The sequence below is a fragment of the Maridesulfovibrio frigidus DSM 17176 genome (assembly GCF_000711735.1).
GTDB classification, from domain to species: Bacteria; Desulfobacterota; Desulfovibrionia; order Desulfovibrionales; family Desulfovibrionaceae; genus Maridesulfovibrio; species Maridesulfovibrio frigidus.
The window spans coordinates 616,354-633,972 of sequence record NZ_JONL01000002.1 but is presented as its reverse complement, the minus strand read 5'-3'; the positions used below and the strand labels follow the sequence as shown (position 1 = coordinate 633,972).

At 44.1% G+C, this 17,619-nt stretch carries 15 protein-coding genes, 2 tRNA genes and 1 pseudogene; 15 read left to right on the top strand and 3 right to left on the bottom strand.

Annotated features, from left to right (window positions below):
* The first annotated feature begins 106 nt into the window (after positions 1-106).
* The 4 genes from BR06_RS0107160 (at position 107) to BR06_RS0107140 (ending at position 3,433) form a co-directional block, all read left to right on the top strand.
* Entirely contained in the window at positions 107-742 is a 636-nt protein-coding gene (locus BR06_RS0107160) for a peroxiredoxin (RefSeq protein ID WP_031481720.1), read from the top strand.
* A gap of 268 nt (positions 743-1,010) precedes the next feature.
* Positions 1,011-1,814, top strand: coding sequence for a class I SAM-dependent methyltransferase (locus BR06_RS0107150; protein WP_031481718.1), 804 nt, complete (start codon positions 1,011-1,013; stop codon positions 1,812-1,814).
* An 84-nt stretch (positions 1,815-1,898) separates the two neighbouring features.
* Entirely contained in the window at positions 1,899-2,330 is a 432-nt protein-coding gene (locus BR06_RS0107145; RefSeq protein ID WP_031481716.1) for a glycine zipper domain-containing protein, read from the top strand.
* 5 nt (positions 2,331-2,335) lie between these two features.
* Positions 2,336-3,433, top strand: a complete 1,098-nt coding sequence (locus BR06_RS0107140; RefSeq protein WP_031481714.1) for an amidohydrolase family protein — start codon at positions 2,336-2,338, stop codon at positions 3,431-3,433.
* Between the two features lie 5 nt (positions 3,434-3,438).
* On the opposite strand, the gene BR06_RS0107135 is transcribed toward BR06_RS0107140, so the two are convergent.
* Positions 3,439-4,815, bottom strand: coding sequence for a glycerate kinase type-2 family protein (locus BR06_RS0107135; RefSeq protein WP_031481712.1), 1,377 nt, complete (start codon positions 4,813-4,815; stop codon positions 3,439-3,441).
* A gap of 406 nt (positions 4,816-5,221) precedes the next feature.
* Here BR06_RS0107135 and BR06_RS0107130 point away from each other — a divergent pair, with 406 nt between their 5' ends.
* Positions 5,222-7,174, top strand: a complete 1,953-nt coding sequence (locus tag BR06_RS0107130; protein WP_031481710.1) for a methyl-accepting chemotaxis protein — start codon at positions 5,222-5,224, stop codon at positions 7,172-7,174.
* 118 nt (positions 7,175-7,292) lie between these two features.
* Here BR06_RS0107130 and BR06_RS0107125 read toward each other — a convergent pair.
* A tRNA-Lys gene (locus tag BR06_RS0107125) sits at positions 7,293-7,368 on the bottom strand.
* Positions 7,369-7,557: 189 nt separating this feature from the next.
* Positions 7,558-7,633, bottom strand: a tRNA-Lys gene (locus BR06_RS0107120).
* A gap of 327 nt (positions 7,634-7,960) precedes the next feature.
* Between BR06_RS0107120 and BR06_RS0107115 the strand changes: the two genes are divergently transcribed.
* From BR06_RS0107115 to fliN, 10 genes and pseudogenes are all read left to right on the top strand, one after another.
* Positions 7,961-9,226: a phenylacetate--CoA ligase family protein gene (locus tag BR06_RS0107115; protein ID WP_031481708.1), complete on the top strand. Its 1,266-nt coding sequence runs from the start codon at positions 7,961-7,963 to the stop codon at positions 9,224-9,226.
* Between the two features lie 13 nt (positions 9,227-9,239).
* Positions 9,240-10,418 carry a ChaN family lipoprotein gene (locus BR06_RS0107110; protein WP_031481706.1) on the top strand — a complete coding sequence of 393 codons (1,179 nt, stop codon included), beginning with the start codon at positions 9,240-9,242 and terminating at the stop codon, positions 10,416-10,418.
* A gap of 38 nt (positions 10,419-10,456) precedes the next feature.
* Positions 10,457-11,281, top strand: coding sequence for a bifunctional DNA-formamidopyrimidine glycosylase/DNA-(apurinic or apyrimidinic site) lyase (gene mutM, locus BR06_RS0107105; protein WP_031481704.1), 825 nt, complete (start codon positions 10,457-10,459; stop codon positions 11,279-11,281).
* A gap of 225 nt (positions 11,282-11,506) precedes the next feature.
* Positions 11,507-13,030 carry a murein biosynthesis integral membrane protein MurJ gene (gene murJ, locus BR06_RS0107100; RefSeq protein ID WP_031481702.1) on the top strand — a complete coding sequence of 508 codons (1,524 nt, stop codon included), beginning with the start codon at positions 11,507-11,509 and terminating at the stop codon, positions 13,028-13,030.
* 2 nt (positions 13,031-13,032) lie between these two features.
* Positions 13,033-13,764, top strand: coding sequence for a tRNA1(Val) (adenine(37)-N6)-methyltransferase (locus tag BR06_RS0107095; protein ID WP_031481700.1), 732 nt, complete (start codon positions 13,033-13,035; stop codon positions 13,762-13,764).
* Positions 13,765-13,918: 154 nt separating this feature from the next.
* Positions 13,919-15,259, top strand: coding sequence for an AAA family ATPase (locus tag BR06_RS0107090; RefSeq protein WP_031481698.1), 1,341 nt, complete (start codon positions 13,919-13,921; stop codon positions 15,257-15,259).
* Positions 15,249-16,232 carry a metallophosphoesterase gene (locus tag BR06_RS0107085; RefSeq protein WP_031481696.1) on the top strand — a complete coding sequence of 328 codons (984 nt, stop codon included), beginning with the start codon at positions 15,249-15,251 and terminating at the stop codon, positions 16,230-16,232. The genes BR06_RS0107090 and BR06_RS0107085 overlap by 11 nt, the downstream gene beginning before the upstream one ends.
* The gene (locus tag BR06_RS0107080; protein WP_031481694.1) at positions 16,219-16,524 is read left to right on the top strand and encodes a hypothetical protein; all 306 of its coding nucleotides are present in this window, start codon (positions 16,219-16,221) and stop codon (positions 16,522-16,524) included. The genes BR06_RS0107085 and BR06_RS0107080 overlap by 14 nt, the downstream gene beginning before the upstream one ends.
* Positions 16,525-16,527: 3 nt before the next feature.
* Complete coding sequence (locus BR06_RS0107075) at positions 16,528-17,172, top strand: AAA family ATPase (RefSeq protein WP_031481692.1); 645 nt, start codon at positions 16,528-16,530, stop codon at positions 17,170-17,172.
* Positions 17,173-17,341: 169 nt separating this feature from the next.
* A pseudogene (gene fliN / locus BR06_RS0107070) lies at positions 17,342-17,587 on the top strand (flagellar motor switch protein FliN); the annotation flags it as partial.
* Positions 17,588-17,619 lie beyond the last annotated feature (32 nt).

Here is a 17,619-nt window from a genome sequence, read left to right as displayed (position 1 = left end):
GACATGGTGAAAACTTTTTCATACTGTTCTTTCACGCAACTAAAGAATTATGTTATAGGACAAATTAAATAAAGATTTTGAACTTCAAAAATTATGGAGATAAACAATGAGCTGTACACACGAGCATTCCGATGATTTCATTCCAGAAGCAATAATTGGCGAAAAAGTCGAAACATTTGTTATGGAAGCATTCGATCCTGAGGATTGCGGCTTTTGTGAAGTAGATTTTGAGAAAATTCAGAAAGCAGGAAAATGGACCGTTCTTTTCTTTTACCCTGCTGATTTCACATTTGTCTGCCCGACTGAGCTTGCTGACCTTGCTTCTAAGCATGCAGCACTTGAAAAACTCGGTTGTGAAGTTATTTCTGTTTCTACGGATACTAAATTTGTTCACCTTGCATGGAAAACAGACGAAAGATTGCTTCAGGATGTAAAATTCAAAATGGCGGCAGATCCTACCGGTGAAGTTTCCGACTTCTTCGGTGTATATGATCCTGCAACTGGTCTCGCACTTCGCGGAACTTTCATCATTAACCCCGATGGCGTTTTGGTTTCTTCCGAAGTCAATTTCTACAATGTTGGCCGTAATGCTGATGAGCTTCTTCGTAAAGTTGAAGCAAATGTATATCTCAAAGATCACCCGGCTGAAGCTTGCCCTGCTAAGTGGACTCCAGGTGATAAGACACTGACTCCTTCCGAAAAGCTTGTAGGTAAAGTCTACGAAGAGCTTAACGGAAAATAGGGTTTCCTAAAAAGTAGCGTTTATTACAGTCTAAGTTGATGCTATAAGGTTCTCCTCCCCGTATGTACGCGGGTTTTCCTGATCATAAAGCGGATTCCGATCAACCTATAAGGTTGGCCGGAATCCGCTCTCTTTTTATATACAGAAAACTGGCTCTTTTTCGCAGAGCACTCTACTATGTCTTTGAAAGGCCACTTACTTTCGTTTTGAAGTGTGAGTATTCAGTTTTTTGAAACGGGTGTTTATGTAAATATGAAGGGAATTGCTTATGGCTTGGGATGGAATCGACGCGGAAAAATTTGATAAGTGGTTCAGAACTCCTGAAGGACGCTTTGCTCTTGAGCAGGAAGTGAATCTGATGGATCATATGATTTCAGGCTGGCCCAGACGCAAAAGAAAGCTGCTTGAAGTTGGCTGTGGAACAGGTATTTTTTTAGAACATTTATATCGCAGTGGTTTTGATGTGACTGGTGTTGATCACTCATCTATAATGCTTGATGCTGCAATTGAAAGGCTTGGAAAAAGAGCAGCTCTTTACCAGTGCAACGGAGAAATTCTCCCTTTTGATGATAACGAATTTGATTTTACCGTTCTTTGGACCGTTCTCGAATTCTGTAATGATCCTGAAGCCCTTATTGCCGAGGCCTCGCGTGTCTCTGCCGGAGGGGTTTTGGTTGGGTTTCTCAATAGACATTCCATATATTTCTTTACACATGGTCGAATGTGGCCGTGGGCTTCTGCGAATACTCTGCGTGAAGCTCATTGGTTTTCTCCTTCTGAAATGAAGGGCGCTCTTTATGGCGGGACAGGTTATAGACCTTCAATGACAAGGTCCGTCTTGCCCGGCCCTATGTGGAGCTGGAAAAATAAGCTTCCGTGGAAGTTTTTGAACGGTATGATCTATCCTCCTTATGTCGGAGCATTTACCGCTTGTAGAGTCGATTTTTGCAACAAAATTCCTCTTAACCCGCTTCACGCTTGGAAATCTGCGCCAGCGGGAATGTCTGCTGCAAAGAGAAAGGCATTGAAGACGGAATGTTATAGAGGGGCAAGTAAAACAGAGTGCCGCTAGGTTGATATTACTTGTACCAAGTGTTGCCTTGCGCTATCTCTATTCTATTGTTTTAGACACTTTTATAATCGGAGGCTTATTATTATGAAAAAAATGATTTTATTTTCAATAATGTGTGTGCTTTTGGTCGGTTCTGGGTGTGCAAATAAAGCTCAGTCCGGTGCTGGTATTGGTGCCCTCGCCGGCGCAACAATTGGAGCTTTGACTTTCAATAATAAAGCTTCCGGAGCAGCAATCGGCGGTGGTATCGGTCTTCTTATGGGTTACATTGTCGGTAATGAATGGGATAAATCAGACGAGAAAAAAATTGAGAAGTCTTTAGAGAACAGTAAGTCTGGAGAAACGACCTCTTGGAAGAATCCTGATACGGGAAAATCTTATACTGCGTCCCCTTCTCCTGCTTACGTGAATCAGAATAAGTTATGCAGAGATGTGACTATCACAGAAGATGGTGGCGAACAGATCATGGCTAAAGCCTGCCGCGGTGATGATGGTGTTTGGCGTCTTAAGGAATAGGGCACATGAATCGTCGTAAATTTTTAAAATTGTTATCAACCGGAGCGCTGGCCTACAGCGCTCAAGGTTTTTTTGCTTTTAATGCCAACGCTGCAATAGCAGATAATAATTCGTATAGTTTCCTTAAAGGCGCACCTAAATATACTATTGCGGATTCCCACTTTCATTATGTTGACTTTATTCAGCGCACCGAAGGGGCCGAGGCTCTTCTTAAGGCGATGAATGCCAATGGAGTCGAGCATATTATGATGTCTGGTATGCCGCTTGTAAAAAAGTGGGACAAAGATGATCCTATAGCTCCCGAATATTATCTGGACAACAATTCTCGTACATACTGGTATTCAGGTACTGATTATCATGTTGCGCAAACTGTAGAAAAGATTCCAGACGAAGAGCGGCATCGCTTTCATCCATATATATGCGGGTTTAATCCAACGGATAAATACGCAGTTGATCATGTTAAGCGTATGTATGAGGCATTCCCGAATCTATGGCATGGAGTTGGCGAAATATTTGCGCATCGTGATGATCTAACCAATCTTACGTACGGTGAAACAGCGCGTGCAAATCATGAAGCTCTTGATGCTGTTTACGATTTTGCGGCAGATCACGACCTGCCTGTTTGTCTTCATAACAACTGTACTTCCCGCAACAAACTGAAAGATCCTATTTACGTATATGAAGTTGAGGATGTTCTTAAAAGACATCCAAACACAAGATTAACATGGGCGCATGCTGGGCTTAGCCGTTATTTGAACGTTGATCAGGGTAAATATACTGCGAAACTTGGGGCGATGTTGGATAAACATCCAAGCCTATGGATCGATCTTTCATGGATTGCCTACAATGACTACATTACGGATGGGGGGTCGACTTTTACTGTCAAACCCTGTTGGCTTGATTTGATTAAATCCTTTCCTGATAAATTCATGATCGGTTCTGATACCGTCGGGCAGTTTAAAGGTTATGCCATGGAAATCAGGAAATATTATTCTCTATTAGACGCATTACCTTCCGATGTTGCTTTAAAAGTTGCTAAGGGTAATTTCCTCTCAATTTTGCCGCAGCGCGTACAAAAAGATTTGGCAAAGAGAAAGAATTAAGTCGCTTATTTAACAATCAGCATTTGTACATCACATACGTTTGTATTGGTCGGTCCTGTTTTGTGAAGGGCGTCGACTTTCTCGAGAAAATGATAAGAGTCGTTGTTATTAAGATAGTCTGTAATGGAAAGCCCCATTTCGCGGGATTTTTCGAGAATTGCGCTATCTGCGAATCCACCTGCCGCATCGGTCGGGCCGTCATTGCCATCAGTTGACGCTGCGAGAAAGTGAATATCCTTACCGTTAAGTTTGTCCTGTCCAAGTCTCATCAGGAAAGTAAGTGCCATTTCCTGATTTCTGCCGCCTTTGCCCTTTCCTTTAATGGTAACAACCGTTTCGCCACCTGCGATGATGCAGGCTGGTTTTTTTTCCAGAAGTTCCCACTGTCTTTCGTCTTGCGCTATGGCCCAGAACATATCTGCGGCGTTTGCGGCTTCCCCCTCTAAACGCGAGGTAAGTATCTGGACATTATAACCGAGTTCAACGGCTTTATCACGCGCACCCAGTAGGGCTATGCGGTTGGTTCCGATTAGAATATTCTCAGCCCTTTCTTTTTCAAATTCATCTTTTTTGAGAGTCTCAATCAACTGTCCTTTATTACCCATCTCAAGTGCTTTGAGTACATGGGACGGAATTCTATCTCTTATTTCATAATGATCAATAATAGATATTGCGTCGCAGTATGTGGAGTGATCAAAGCTGGTCATGCCTGATGCGATGGTGTCTAGATTGTCGCCCACTACGTCAGAGAGAATAAAATTTAAAGATCTTGCAGGGCGAATACAGCGCAAGAGTCGCCCGCCCTTGAGGTTGGAAAGATGTTTGCGGATGCAGTTAATTTCGCTGATGTCAGCGCCGCAAGCGAGCAGGGACTTGGTGACAGCCTGTTTGTCCTCAAGGGTTATGGAAATTTTTTCACCGTCAATTTCTGCATGCATGGGACTGGGCAAAAGCGCCGACCCTCCGCCTGAAATTAGGTTGATAACCAGAGTCTTGTCGCTCGCTGAGCAGGCAAGTTCTTCAATCATGTGAGCGGCCTTCACTCCATTTTCATCAGGTACAGGATGAGCAGCCTCGATGGTTTTGATGTACTTCAAATTTTCTGTGTGCCCGTACTTGACTGAAATTATCCCTGATTCAATGCGGTCCCCCAGAACATATTCAATAGCTTTGGCCATTTTTGCGGTAGCTTTACCTGCACCGATAACAACAATGCGCTCGAATTCCTTGAGGTCAACTGAAATATTACCTTCATCCATTTGAATAGTTAAAATCTCATTCGCTAGGGCCAGCTTATTGGTGATGATTTTATATGGGTCTACCCGGGCAAGAGCTTCAGCAAAAATTTGGGTGAGATGTTTCTGTTCTTTGGTTTTATGCATTATCTTGATCCTTAAAGATTTATTTGATTCAAATGAAATTTTTTTTAAAGATTTTACATTTTTTGACGATAGTTACTTTATAAGAGTCTAGTGTTGCTTGCGCCTGAATGCAATAGTCAAGTAATACTAATGTTAGTGCTAATGTGATTGATAGTTTGATTTATACTAAATGCAACTTAGTTTGCAACGCTATTGATAATAATTACTACTGAGTATCTTTTTCAGTAAATAGCGATACAAAAAAGGGTAAATGTGCTACTGAGCTGTTTATTATGAACGATTGTGACATTATGACAGTCGTAGGCGGTAGTTACGTTAGTTTTATGCAAAAAGTACAGTTCTTTATTGGAATTGTAATAACAATAAGGTTCGCATTAAAATTTATTGTATTGGTAAGGAGTCTCAGATGAGTTGGAAAGATTTAAATTTGGCCTATAAGTTTTCAATCGGCTTTGGGTCTGTGATTGCTTTACTTATTGTACTTGGAGTCTGTTCTGTTTTTGGAATAGGGGAAATAGTACGTGATGCGGAAGAAGTTATCGAAGGTAACAAGCTTCGGGGTGATTTCGTTCAAAAGATAGTTGATCATCTGAATTGGGCTAATAAAGTTAATAGTCTTTTAACAGATAAAGATACTAATACCCTTGATGTTCAAACCGATTCTCACAAGTGTGGGTTCGGTAAATGGTATTATAGTGACGAACGCGACAAAGCTGAAGAACTTGTTCCTTCTATCGGGCCGATGCTTGCTAAAATTGAAGATGCTCATAATAAACTCCATAAGTCCGCAATTTCTATTAAAGATAAGTATCAGCCAGTAGATCCCGAACTGGGTAGTTTTTTAAGAGAGAAAGAGCTGGATCATCTTAATTGGATGAACTCCGTTATAAAAGAGTTAATGAATCCTTTAATTGAAAAAATTTCGGTTCAGGGGAATCCTCATAAATGTGGTTTGGGCAAATGGCTTTATTCAGCAGAGGTGCAGAAGCAGTCCAGAGAAGATCCTGAATTCGGTAGGCTAGTAAGTACTATTTTGAAACCTCATGCAGAATTGCATGAGACTGTCGTAGAGTTGAATAAGTTTTTAGCTGACGGGGAACGCGAAGAAGCTCAGGAGTTCTTCGTTATTAATGTAGAAAAGGCGGCTGAAGCAACTTTGGCCGAGATTGATAAATTGATTAGTTGGCATGATAATAAACTTAAATCTCTTGATGAAGCTCTTGATATATATGCAACACAGACTGTTCCTGCCTTAACAAAAGTTCAAACTATTCTTAACGAAGTAAGAGCAATTGTTGCTGATAATATCATGACAGATGCAGAGATGCTTGAGCAGGCAGAGTATACAAAAGAAGTGATTATTATTTTGAGTGTTGTCGCTTCAATCGCCGGTATTTTTATGGCTTGGCTCATTGCTAGTGGCATCCTTGGTCCTTTACGTAAGGGCGTTCATTTCGTGGAACAGGTAAGCTCTGGAGATTTGTCTGCCTCCGTTGACTTGCGGAGAAAAGATGAACTTGGTCAGCTCGCTGATGGAATGCGCACTATGGTGAGCAGTCTTAAGGATGTTGTTACTAATGTGAACAGCGCAACTGAAAATGTTGCAAGTGGTAGCGAGGAGCTTTCCTCCTCAGCTGAGAGTTTGTCTCAAGGTGCAACAGAGCAGGCTGCAGCTATCGAAGAGATTGCTTCTTCAATGGAGCAGATTGGCTCCAACATCAAGCAGAGTACTGAAAATGCCAAGCAGACTGAAAGCGTTGCAGAAAAAGCTCATGGACAGGCAGAGCAGACCGGAGAAGCGGTTGGTGAAGCTGTAGGAGCCATGAAGAGCATCGCTGAAAAGATTATGATCATTGAAGATATAGCTCGTCAGACTAACCTGCTTGCACTCAATGCAGCCATTGAGGCTGCCAGAGCTGGAGAGCACGGCAAAGGATTTGCTGTAGTAGCCGCAGAAGTCAGAAAGCTCGCAGAGCGAAGCGGAGTTGCCGCATCTGAGATTAGTGAGCTGTCTACATCATCTGTAGTTGTGGCTGAGAAGGCTGGAGAGATGCTTAGTGAGCTGGTTCCGAGTATTCGCTCAACCGCAGAGCTTGTGCAGGAGATTGCCGCTGCCAGTGAAGAACAGAACACTGGTGTGGTTCAGATTAATCAGGCCATTCAGCAGCTTGATCATGTTATACAGCAGAATGCATCTGCTTCCGAAGAAATGTCATCCACTTCTCAGGAGCTTTCAGCTCAGGGGCAGATGTTGCAGCAGACTATGACTTACTTCAAGCTCGATAGAACCGCGCAAAAGATGCTGGCATCAGGCTCAAAAAGTTTTGATACCGATGATGATGGTTTTAATAGATTCTAGCATTTAGCAAGCTTACAGAACCAAGTAATCCCGCTCTGGAAATATTCCAGAGCGGGATTTTTTTGTACACTAGGCAAAATAAAACCCCCTCATGTGAGGGGGTGTATATTAAAGTTCATGGTGGGCCGTGCTGGGCTCGAACCAGCGACTCTCTGATTAAAAGTCAGATACTCTACCAACTGAGTTAACGGCCCGTCCGTGTGAACGAAATAGCTGTCTATCGATACTAGCAACTTGTGTCAAGTAATACGACGCAGATATTTAAGAAATAGTGAAACTTTTTTTAAAAAGTACGATTTCAAGCTAACTTCAAGAGGTTAAATCGTCCTTCTCTTGAAAAATAAACCCCCCATCTAAGTGATGAAGTGTATATTTAAAGTTCATGGTGGGCCGTGCTGGGCTCGAACCAGCGACTCTCTGATTAAAAGTCAGATACTCTACCAACTGAGTTAACGGCCCCTCCGTGTGAACGAAGTAGTGTCTATCTACACTCTCGCTCGCTGTCAAGCAAAAGTGACCAAAAAAGTAAAATGATCTAAAGAGACCTGAATTCAGAGGGCGAAATATTTCGCTTTTGTTGAGCTTTTTTTTGACGGGATTATATGTCGAAATCCATAGTTTATGATGATGGTTTTCAAGTTTCTTACGTTGTATGTTATACAAATAGCTGAATTAACTGTACTAAATTAATAAAACTTGACAAGTGAGTAAAATCTTTATATATTGCATAGGCTGAAATAAGAGCGTGCTCTTTCTTCAGTAATAAACTTTGGAGGAAACCTATAAATGACTCGTAAAGACCGCACTGAGGGTATATATAGTCGTCGTGAAGTATTAGATGAGGGTGAAAGGCGCCAATATTGCGCTTTGCAGCTCAAAGAACTTCTGACCTATGCCTACCGTTACTCAGAAGATGTTAAAAAGCGTTTTGATAGAGCTCAGTTTCAGGTTGATAAGTTTAAAGAACTTAATGATCTCAAGCTCATTCCTATATTAAAAAAGAAAGAACTTATATTTTTGCAGTCCATGGGACCACGTCTCGGTGGATTGTTAACTAAAGATCTCGGCGAGCTCCGCCGTATTTTCCTGTCTCCCGGTCCTATTTTTGACCCGGAAGATCGCAGTGATGATTACTGGGGTTGGACTGAAGGGTTCTACGCCGCCGGTTTCCGTTCCGGTGATGTTGCGCAGATTACTTTGAACTATCATTTGGCGCCAGCCGGACTGATGTTCGAAGAACCTCTTCGCAATCTCAGCTGTGCCGTTGTTCCTGCCGGTCCTGGCAGCACTAACAGTCAGCTTGAAATTATGCAGAAGCTTAGAGTTACCGGCTATGTTGGAACTCCAAGTTACCTTATGCATCTTGCTCAGAAGGCTGAAGAAGCCGGCTTGAATTTGCGTAAGGATCTTTACCTTGAAGTAGCGTTTGTTACAGGTGAAAAATTCTCTGAGAAGGTTCGTACTACTCTTGAGAAGAAATTCGACCTTATCATGCGTCAGGGTTACGGAACTGCTGATGTTGGTTGTATCGGTTACGAATGTTACCACAAGAATGGTTTACATATTACTAACCGTGCATTTGTTGAAATCTGCCATCCTGACACAGGTATTCCTCTTAAGGATGGCGAAGTTGGCGAAATCGTCATCACCGCTTTCAACAAAACATACCCACTTATCAGACTCGCTACCGGTGATCTCAGTTACATCGATCGTTCACCTTGTCCTTGTGGTCGTTCCACTCCTAGACTCGGCAATATTGTCGGGCGTGTGGATACTACTGCTCGTATTAAAGGCATGTTCGTTTATCCTCATCAGGTTGAGCAGGTTATGGCTCATTTTGAAGAAGTTAAACGTTGGCAGATCGAAGTTACTAATCCTGGCGGAATTGATGAAATGGTCCTCAATATTGAGGTTTCCAACTTCAAACGCGAAGATGAGCTTCTGCACATGTTCCGTGAGAAGATCAAACTGCGTCCGATTCTTAAAGTTCTGACACCGGGGTCATTGCCTCCACAGGTCAGACCTATCGAAGATCAGCGCATCTGGGATTAATTCGGAAACTTTAATGTTTCGATATATTATCCATATCCGCGCAAGGGGTCTAACGGCCCTTTGCGCGCTTTTTTTTATTTTTGCAGCGAGCGGTTGCACGAAGGTAGTTCACCCCGAAATGGCGGTGTCTTTCTTGCCGTGTCCCGGTGAATACGTCGACACAGCTGGCAATAAAATTTCTTATGCTCAAGTTGTCGGTAATGCCAGCAATGCAGACTATGTATTGATCGGTGAAGGGCATACCAGCCGCTGTGATCACGAAGCTCAGTTTAACTTGATTCAAGGGCTTACCCGCAACAATCGCAAAGTCGCCATCGGTCTTGAAATGGTGAATACGGAAAAGCAGGATGTTCTCAATCGCTATAATCTGGGTCAGCTTCCAATCGATAAACTTGAAGAGAGTCTTGATTGGGAAAACCAGTGGCGATACGATTTCAAATTTTTCCAGCCAATTTTCGAACTGGCAAAAGCTCGCAAGTTAACTGTAGCCGCACTGAATTTCCCTTTTAGGATCACCAAAGAAGTTCGTGCGAAGGGTTTAGAAGGGCTGAATGCTACTGAGCGCAGCTTATTACCTGAAAAAGTGATTCCTCCCGATCCCAAGCAGGAAGAGAGCTTAAAAGAGATCCTCGCCATGCACGCAGGGCGGGATTCTTCTAATTCAACGCAGGTTGAGCGGTTCTTTCTGGTTCAGTCATTATGGGATACTGCCATGGCAGAGCAGGCCGTAAGTCTCCACCGTAACTCAGAACTGCCAGTTGTGATTCTTGCCGGTGCGGGGCACGTTGAGCACGGTTGGGGAATTGCACACAGGCTTAAAGAATTAGATCCAGAAGCAAATATTTTCATGTTTATGCCGTGGCGGGGAGAAGAATTTTATCCCACTGCCGCAGATTCATTTTTCTATTGTCCACCAGCCTACGAAAGCAGGCTAGGTATGACAATTGAGATGCGTCAGGGAAAAGCCGTAATCGTAGCCGTTAAGCGTGATCGCAAGGCATACAAATTCGGAATCAGGCCCGGCGATGTGCTTTTGAAGGCGCAGGGTATTCCCGTACATTCCCTCACAGCCATGCATGTGGCCGGAAGAAAGGCACATAAAGACAAAAAGCCTCTTATTTTCAAGATGGATAGACGTGGCAAAACATTTGATGTCGATCTGGGACTGCTCGTCAGAGATAAAAAAGAGTAGCAACTCTACATATATAAAATCAAAAATCAGAGAATATAATGCCAGAATTACCTGAAGTAGAAGTTATATCGCGTGGACTTTCAAAGGCGCTAGTCGGTAAAGAAATCGAATCCGTAAAGATCCTTAATCACGGCACAGTAAAGATGCCGTGGTATTTGTTCGCTTCAAGAGTTGCCGGACGTACAGTGACCCGTGTCCACAGGCGCGGAAAGCTGCTCATCATGGATCTTGGCGATGACCTGCACGTAACCTTTCATCTCAAAATGACAGGCAGAGTATTAGCTCACGAAACAGCAATAGCTCCCGACAAACACACCCGCGTCGTTTTCGGGCTGACCGATGGCGGCTCAATCGAATTTCACGATACCCGCAAATTCGGCGAAGTGCGCGCATTAAGCCCCACCGAATTAGAAGAGTGGAAATTTTACCGCAATCTTGGACCCGAGCCATTAGAAACATCTACATCCGATATCGCAGACAGATTAGTGGGACGAAAAGCCCAAATCAAAGGACTCTTACTGAACCAGTCCATGGTAGCCGGAATCGGTAACATCTACGCAGACGAATCACTATTCCGCGCAGGTATTCACCCAAAAGCCAAAGCTTCAGATCTTTCAAAAGCCACACTTGATAACTTGTTCGTAGAAGTACAAAAAGTACTAAAACAAGCCATCAGCGAAAACGGAAGTTCCATCCGAGATTACGTGGACGCGGGCGGAGACTCAGGCGGATTCCAAAATAGTTTCAAAGTATACGGCAAAAAAGGCGAGCCCTGCCCAACATGCGGAGAAACATTTGCCACAGGAACAGTCGCAGGACGCGGGTCCACTTTCTGCAATAATTGTCAAAAGATGAGTGATTAGTTTATGCCTCCGGCGGCTCAAACCCTTTTGGGAAAAGGGTTTGAGACTCCCAAAACTTTTTAATAGTTTAGTAAGGGCGGGCTAGGATATTTTTGCTTTCATAGAGACTACCCCTCAATAAGGTTTCCAAAGGGGATTATCCCCTTTGGTGGGGATGCAAGGGGCAAAGCCCCTGCCTTCCAGAGGAATGAATCGTTAATATTTCCGGAGGAATTGCTTAAAAAAATGACAGCTGAATCTGCTAAGATAGTTCGCAATGCTTCTGTTGTAGCTGGAGCTACATTGCTTTCGAGAATACTTGGATTCGTCCGAGACTTGATTGTGGCATTTGCTTTGGGCGCTGGCTTACCTGCTGATGCTTTTTTTGTGGCATTTCGTATTCCTAACTTACTTCGTAGATTGTTTGGCGAAGGCTCTTTGACTATGGCCTTTGTGCCTGTTTTCAGTCGTGTTAAAAATGAGCAGGGGCAAGAAGCCGCCTTTGTTATGGCCCGTTCAGCTCTGGCTTGGCTGGTGCTGGTTTTGGGAGTCATTACGGTGCTGGCTATAGTGGGCGCAAAGCCGCTTGTGCTGCTGATTGCGCCTGGGTTTAGTGCTAATCCTGAGTTGATGAGTCTTACGGTCGACCTCTTAAGGATTTGTTTTCCTTACGTTATTTTCATTTGTGGTGTTGCACTTTGTATGGGTGTTTTGAACAGTATGGGCCATTTTTTGGCTCCTGCGCTGGCTCCGTGTGCTTTAAATATTGCGCTTATCGGCTCTGCACTTGTCGGATATTTTACTGGTAATAGTGTAGCCCTTTTTATGGCTTGGGGCGTTCTGATTGGTGGTGTATTGCAATGGCTTTTGCAACAGCCGTATTTGCGCAGAATGGGGCTTTCGTGGTTCGGCGAACGTAGTATGGATAATCCGGGCGTTAAACGTATGGGTAAGCTTATGCTGCCTACTGTTTTTGGCGCGGCGGTTTATCAGATTAATGTTGTTTTGGGCACGCTTCTGGCTTCTTTCCTTCCTGTCGGCAGTATTTCATATTTATATTATTCAGATCGGCTAGTTCAGTTTCCGCTGGGCGTTTTTGGTATAGCTGTTGGCACGGCGGCATTGCCGAGTTTGTCGGCCCTTTGTGCTAAGGGTAAAGACCGCGAATTTGCCGAGACCTTGAGAAATACTGTTGGGCTGACCCTTTTTATCAGCCTTCCAGCAATGGCGGGATTAATCAGTTTGGCTGAGCCGCTCATAGGGCTTCTTTTCGAGCGCGGTGCTTTTGATGCTAAGGCGGTTGTGGCTACGGCACAGGCGTTGGTTGCGTATGGTGTGGGCTTGCCGTTTATTGCCATGTCCCGTCCTTTAGTTGCAGCCTTTTATGCTCAGGAAGATACTAAGACTCCGGTTAAGGTTGCGATCCTTTGTCTGGCTGTGAATGTAGGGGCTGGATATTTGTTAATGCAGACGATCGCTCACGTAGGCCTTGCGCTGGCGGTGTCTCTATCTTCCATGTTCAATTTCACTTTGCTTGCCATATTGATGTGGCGCAGAACGGGTGTTTCTCCTCTGCCGTGGGCGGGAGCTTTTAAATCGCTTCTGCTTAGCGGATTAATCGGAGCGGGAGCGTGGTATTCTATTTCATACGGAATGTTGTGGTTCTTGTTGATCCCTGTTTGGGTAGCGATTTACGGCTTCGGTTCACTGCTCCTTAAATCCGATGATGCACTTATGCTTATGAATGCTTTACGCCGCAGGAGGTCGTAGCTGTGACTGATGAAGCAAGAAAGAATTTTCCTAAAGGACTGGCTCAGCCTGAGACTGGATTCAGATTTTCTACAGACTCCTTATTGTTAAGTAGTTTTGTATCTGTACCAAACAGCGCGCGTGTTCTCGATTTAGGGACAGGATGCGGCGTTATTCCGCTTGGATTGGCGCTAAGTAATCCTGATGCGGACCTTAATATTACAGGTATTGATATTGATCCTGAAATGCTTGAGTCAGCACGAATTAATATTGATTTGCTTGGGTTTTCAAATCAGATTAAAATTTTAGGGTGTAATGTTTCTAATCCAGACTTTGCCGGGCCTGAAAGTTATGACATAGTAGTTGCAAACCCTCCCTACTGGTGTGAGGGAAGAGGGCGCCCCTGTCCTGACGAAGGGCGGAATAAAGCAAGATTTGAAATCGAATCTGACCTTGACGATTTCACGAAAACTGCGGATCGCATGGTGAAACATAGGGGTAAGGTCTGTTTTGTATTTCTAGCTGAAAGGGTGACGCAACTACTGGCCTCGCTCACTATGTTCAAGCTTGAGCCAAAAAGAATGAAATTTGTGCATAGCCGGATAGTTAAACCAGCCAAAGTAGTCATGGTAGAAGCAGTAAAGAAGGGCAAACCGGGCCTGATCGTAGAACCGCCACTGGTTCTTTTTGACGAAAACAGCTCGGACTCTGTTTATAGTTCTAGAGCATTAGAGTATTGCCCTTTCATAAAGTAATAAAAATTCTATCTTAACTAACCCCCTCCCCCCTAAACGGGAGTCCAGAGGGCCGCGGGCCCTTTGGTCCAGCCGAAGGCGAAATCACCTATTCCTAAGAAAAGCCCCGCAGGGCAACCAGACCCATAAAAAATTACGCAATATTTAATAAAATATGATCAAAAAAATAATCCTAAAAGACTTTTTAGCACACGCTTATACTGAGATAGAGCTAGGACCGGGTATGACTGTGCTTACTGGCCCGAACAATAGCGGTAAATCTTCCGTTGTTGAGGCTCTGCGCTGTATTGCGACTAATCCGTTGCCAAAACATTTTGTGCGGCATGGTGCAAAGATTGCGCGAGTAGAGCTTGAGATGGACGATGGCGTAAGGGTTGCGTGGATTCGCAAGAAAGCTACGGCTTGGTATGAAGTTACTAAGGTTGGCGAAGAGAAGCCGGAAGTATATGCGAAGTTCGGGCGCAAACCTCCTGAGGATGTGCTGGCTATTCTGCGTCTTAATCAAGTTCCGCTTGAAGGCGACAAATTTCTAGATGTTCATATCGGTGATCAGCGCAAACCTATTTTCCTGCTAGATCAGCCGGCAAGCGTTGCGGCTCAGTTTTTTGCTTCGTCATCTGAGGCAGCTCATTTGCTCGCGATGCAGACTGAGCTTAAAAATAGGGTCAGAGAAGCTAAACGTGAGAAAAAATTTCAGCTACAGAAAATGGAGCAGATAGGCCAGGAACTGGGCAATTTGAATGAGTTGCCGAATGTTAACCTAGGGCTTGAATCAGCCCGCGAGCTGAAAGAGCAGTCGGATAAGCTTTCAAATGAAATTCCGCGTATTGAAGAATTCTTGGATCGCAAAGGCCAGCTTCAGACTTCTGCGAATAACCTTGCGAGCCGAGAAAAAGAGCTGTCACCGCTTACGAAAGGTCCAGAACTTTTTCCCGTTCAGCAGCTAGCTAATGCTGGCTGGCAGATTGGTAATTTGCGCCATCAAAGAGAAGGGCTGAATAGGCGCGCTCAGAGCTTAAGTGATTTGACGGCAGTTCCTCCGCTATTCCCTGTACAAGATTTGGAAGCTAAAATTTCTCGCTATACGCAATTGTCTTTTGCTAATAGCGCGCAGGCGAATAGGCGTAGTAGTCTGTCATTGCTGGAATCTCCACCTGTGCTTGAAGATATATCCGCTCTTTCCGCAACCATCAGCAACGTATCCCGCAACAAAGGGTTTATGGATAATATTTTGCGTAGAACGCAGGTTATTGCGCCGCTTGCTCCGGCCCCTGAGTTATTTGATGATTCTAATTTAGTGCGGGTTATTGGAGGGTTTGATTCTCTTAAACTGGCGCAGAGTGAAGCTGAGCAAGCCTTGCTGAGTTTGGGGAAATCAAAAGTAGAGCTGGAACTGCAAATAGAAAAACGACTTGCCGAAATTGGCAGTTGTCCTTTGTGCGGAAATGAGTTGGCTGCGGATAAGTTGATCGGGGAGGAGCTTCATGAGTCTTAAACGCGTAAAGGGTAATGGACTTTTTCTGATAGGCGATCCGCATATTGCGGCGACTCCTCCGGGACAGCGCCTTAACAGCTATTCTGCTGATATTTTGGATAAGATCGAAGCTTGTTTTAAACGGGCAAAAGAACTGGGTATGGTTCCGCTTATTCTAGGGGATTTGTTTAACTGGCCTAGAGAAAATTCAAATAGTTTGCTGGTGGAGTTGATTGCTTTATTCAGGGTTTATAATCCCGCTGTATTAGTCGGGAATCACGATAAATATCAGGCGCGTTTCACCCCGGACGTGTCTATGGCTGTTCTTGATGCTGCGAACGTAATGCATTTAATGAACGAAGCGGGACCGTCTTTTATCCTCGAAACACCTGAAGGTGATGTGCTTGTTGGGGCCAGTCCTGATGGATTCCCTATCCCTAAGACTTTTGATCGCGGAGAAATTGAATGTGCAGAGTTGCAGGTAGATGGTGCTGAATTCATTAAAGTCGTGTGGGTAACTCACCACAATATTGCTTTCCCTGAGTATAAAAAGCCGCATTATGCCATTAAAGAAATTTCTGGAATTGACTGGGTTATTAACGGGCATATTCATAGGCCGGGTCTGACCATTCCCGCAGGAGCAACAACTTGGGCAAATCCCGGTAATATAACGCGCCTTGCGTTTACTAAATATGCCCTTGAGCGCAAACCGCAGGCAACGATATGGACCCCTTTCTGTGTCGATTTAGAAAAGTGGGATGTGCCGCATCGTGATTTTTATGAGGTTTTTCCTGATCAGGAATTTCCACTGGAGATCGAAGACGCTGAAGCTGCAGAATCTAAATTTTTGCAGGGTCTTGAAAGACTCGCGTGGAAAAGGACTCATGAAGGATCGGGCTTGAAACAATTTTTGGAAGAGAATATTGATCCGGGTGAGCCGGAAAGCAAATTGATCTGGGATTTATATACGGAGGTGACAGATGCAAACAGGTAACGCGCAAAATGATAATGGCCTTGAGCAGGAACTGAATCTGCTTAAGAAGCAATATGAAAGACTTCGTGAGGATAAAGTCCGCACTGAGCAGAACCTTAAAAATATAGGCACACAGCTTGCTGGGCTGGAAGAGCAAGCCGCGCAACAGTACGGAACATCCGATCCCGCGAAGCTCGGGCAATTGCTCGAGGAAAAGCGGGCTGAGAATGCAAGGCTCGTTGCAGAATACAGGGAACATATCAATTCCATCGTTGAGGGCTTGCAGAAGCTTGAGAACGGCGGAGGGGTATAGCTCGTGAATTCTGCCGGAGAAATTCCATCTCTTGAATCCTTAGAGCGAAGGGCGGACAGGATCACAGCAAAAGCCGTGTCCAGAGTCGATGACTGGATAGCTACGCGTTCTGAGATACAGAAAACTGATCTGTTTTTGCAAATCGCTCCTGATGCTGAAAAGAAAATGGAAGAGCTTACCACAGCATTGTTCGGTGAACTGCTCAGCGAACTCGAAACGAACCTCACTCATGCCATACGGGAAATTCTCGGGCAGGATAGAGAGGTTAAAGCTGTTGCGTCCATAAGGGATAAAAAGCTGCAAGTCGATTTCCAGATCCTTAATCAGGGCGGAGAAGAAGATATTATGGTCGGGCAGGGTGGATCTGTTTGTAACATCCTTTCTGTAGGGCTTCGCCTTATTGCTCTTTCAAGACTTAATCCTGAAGCGCATCGTCCATTTTTGGTTCTTGATGAGCAAGACTGCTGGCTAAGGCCGGATCTGGTCCCTCGCTTTATGGAATTGATTAGTACTATTGCCGAAAGGCTGAACTTTCAGGTTCTGGTTATCAGTCATCATCCGCTCGATTTGTTTGAAGGAAGTGCAGAAAGCATTCTAGCTCTTGAACCCAATCGGGATTCAGGCGTAAAGATTGTAAAAGTGAAGTAGTTTTCTATTGCTGAATGTTGTGAATGTGTAGTTATCTCTTCACGTTATTTTATTATTTTTAGTGTGTGTTGTTTTGCTGGTTGTTTGTATTATTTTGGGGTACATTTTCAAGAGTTGTAACTATCAAACCCTTTGGAGCAGCATGGGATCGGAAGACGGACTTAAGCGAATTTTGGATATCCCTCTTGAAGTAAAAGTTGAGATGGGACGAACAAAGCTGCTGGTTAACGAAATTATTCAGTTTGGTCAGGGAACTGTTATCGAACTGCATAAGCTGGCTGGCGAACCTCTCGATATGTACGTAGAGGGACGTTTAGTTGCGCGTGGGGAACTTGTTGTTATCAATGAAAATTTTGGTTTTAGAGTTACTGAGATAATTACTCCGGAAGCCCGTATCAAAAGCCTTGGTCTTTAATATTTCATTCGGAAGATATTGATTTCAAGAGG